This window comes from Clostridium sp., from assembly GCF_040797585.1.
In the GTDB taxonomy this organism is placed as follows: Bacteria; Bacillota; Clostridia; order Clostridiales; family Clostridiaceae; genus Clostridium_Z.
Window position 1 is genome coordinate 1 of sequence record NZ_JBFNEO010000283.1, and the last position, 2,757, is coordinate 2,757.

Genomic DNA, 2,757 nt, shown 5'->3' on the forward strand with positions numbered 1-2,757 from the left:
TTTACCATAATTATTCTTAAAATCTAATTATCACAAAAGATTAAATTAATACTTGGTTATTTATATTATAAATTTATTTATAGAGTAATATATATGATGACTTTATGGAACAATATATTATGATTATTATTCAAGGAGTGTGGAATATGAAAAAATTCAATAAACTTTTTTCTATGTTTCTTATTTTTGTTATGTTTTTTTCCTTTAGCGAAAATAAAGCCTTAGCATATAACAAGGAAGAAACCAGTAAGAATATGGTTATGGAGTTTATAAATAATATATTCAAAACTAGAAATAACTTTACCTTAAGTGGAAACCTAGAAAACTTTAAAGATAATTATGATTTAAAGAATAATTATGGTAAATGGTCCTTCGAACATGAGATTAAAAGAGCTAAATATCTAAGAGATTGGGCTTCTGAGAGAGGAATAATACTTAAATCTATAGAATCTCTTCCAAACTTTAAAAAAGTAACTGTTGGAAAAAATGCTGCAACAGTAAGAGTTGATGAAGGTCTAAAGGTAACCTATGGATATGAAAATGATAATGATAATTGTGAAAATGTATTTGGTGTTAACTTATTCCATAACATATCTTTAAAATTCATAGATTCTAATATGATTATAATAAATGATTATTATTTAGACTGTTTTGAAGATGGACTAAAAGCTTACCCAGTTGATTATTCTGAAACCTCACTTCCAGTGCCTAAAGATAAAAACTATGATTTTATAAATAACACAAGAAATAGTGTAGAAGTCTCTCCATCATCAAAATATGATAGACTAAAAGCTATATCCTATGCTGATACCTATTCTGGTGTACCATGGGCAACTGGAAAGAAAACCAATAAATATAATACTAAATATAAAAACTTTACTGGCGTTGGTGGAAATTGTACTAACTATGTTTCTCAATGCCTTGGAGATAGTGAAGCTGGAAACTTAAAACAGGATGGTACTTGGTATTGTATATATAAAGGTTATAATGGTGCTGAGACTAGTGCCTCTTGGAGCAATGCTGATGCCTTTAAAAACTATCTTCTTTATAGTGGTAAGGGAAAACTTATAAAGAAGGGTGACTTTAAAGAAGTGATAAAACCTTTAAGCGACTCTCCAAATGGAGCTATTGGAAAATTAGCCCTTGGAGATGTAATTGCCTACGATAAAGGCAATGATATAGACCATACCGCCATAGTTACAGCCTTTGATTCCCATGGATATCCTTTAATAAATTCCCATACTGTAGATAGGTATCACGTTCCCTTTGATTTAGGTTGGGGAGATAAAAATATTAAATTCCTACTTATTCATATTCAATAAAAAATCAGAGAACTAATTTATTTTTAGTTCTCTGATTTTTATATGCTTCTTCATCTCATTAATGCATTACTCTAAAGTAAAATTCTTATGGCTATTCTCTAAAATGAACTCTAAAATTGAGCTATATACCCTAACTATATAATCATAATCAATTAAATCCTCATCATCTTTAGCACTATGAATCCTTGTACCTTTAAACATATTCTCCTGACCTAAGGTAACCCCAAAAATATGATTATCTATAAAAGAAGAATGATCACTAGCACCCTCCATATCCTTAGTTTTAAAATCTAGTTTATTTTTTTCTAAGTACTTCTCCATAGTTTTAACAAAATCATGTTCATGATTTTTTATTCCTGCTAGTAAAAGATTCTCTCCGTCCTTTTTTCCAACACAATCTATATTAATATTATATAGCTTTTCATAATCCTTCTTTAAAACTGGAACAAACTCCCTACTTCCTATAAGTCCCTGTTCCTCCCCATTAAAGGCACAAAACACTATGTCTTTTTTAAATTTATTTTCCTTTGAAATATTACTTAATTCTTTAGCCAATGCTAAAAGCACTGAAGTTCCTGAAGAGTTATCTACAGCTCCTTTAAATATGGTTTCCCCATCCTTTCCCACGTGATCAAAATGAGCTGATATAACTATAGCTTCTTTAGAACTCTCTCCTCTTATCCTTCCTATTACATTATTTACTTTTTTATTCTCTACTTTATAGGAGGATTTTATCTCCACATTAGAAGCTTCCCTAGTTTTTAGTTCCTCATACATTTCAGGAGATATTTGAAATATTGGTTTTACCCCTGTCCCTATCCTTACATACCCTTCAAAAACTTCCTTTTTTAAAAAAGCTCCTTTGAATCCCATAATTAGTCCACCTAGATTTTCATTACTCTCGTCTAACACTCCAATTAAGTTCTCTGATGTTCTTTTTTCATCAAAGGTTATTTTTCCCTTTAAGTTTAGCTCATTATTTCTACTTAAATCCATATAATCTTTTCCATAAACATATTCTTTAGAAGTATTATCCTTAAAACTTACTTTCATATAATGATTACTTTCATTATTTAAATACACTATTTGATTGTAGCTATGATAGTAATTATCTTTGAAATAAGGCTCTAATCCATTATCTTTAAAGTTTTTTTCCATATACTTCTCTGCTAACTTATTTCCATTATTACCAGCTAATCTTCCTTCATATTTATCATTTGTTAAAGTAGTTAAAATATCTTTTATTTCATTTTCTACATTGCTTTTCTTCTCTATGTAAGTTCTAATTGTATTATGATCTCTTACTTCTCTTATACTCTCTAATCCTAAAGTAAAAAAAAGTGTTAATGTTAAAACTAGTAAAGTTACTTTCTGATTTATTTTTATCTTTCTCATATCTTTCCTCCTAATATAGAAGCTCTACACTATGTTAATC

The 2,757-nt window shown here is 28.8% G+C and carries 2 protein-coding genes; one reads left to right on the forward strand and one right to left on the reverse strand.

Annotated features, from left to right (window positions below; translation table 11 throughout):
• Positions 1-146 precede the first annotated feature (146 nt).
• On the forward strand, positions 147-1,322 hold the full coding sequence (locus AB2369_RS12790) for an amidase domain-containing protein (RefSeq protein ID WP_367666859.1): 1,176 nt from the start codon (positions 147-149) through the stop codon (positions 1,320-1,322).
• A gap of 66 nt (positions 1,323-1,388) precedes the next feature.
• Here AB2369_RS12790 and AB2369_RS12795 read toward each other — a convergent pair whose 3' ends face one another.
• Positions 1,389-2,717: a M28 family peptidase gene (locus tag AB2369_RS12795; protein WP_367666860.1), complete on the reverse strand. Its 1,329-nt coding sequence runs from the start codon at positions 2,715-2,717 to the stop codon at positions 1,389-1,391.
• Positions 2,718-2,757: the final 40 nt, after the last annotated feature.

What these genes read in the sequence shown, in the direction of transcription:
- AB2369_RS12790 (WP_367666859.1), top strand. Translation starts at nt 147, where the DNA reads ATGAAAAAATTCAATAAACTTTTTTCTATGTTTCTTATTTTTGTTATG.
- AB2369_RS12795 (WP_367666860.1), bottom strand. Translation starts at nt 2,717, where the DNA reads ATGAGAAAGATAAAAATAAATCAGAAAGTAACTTTACTAGTTTTAACA.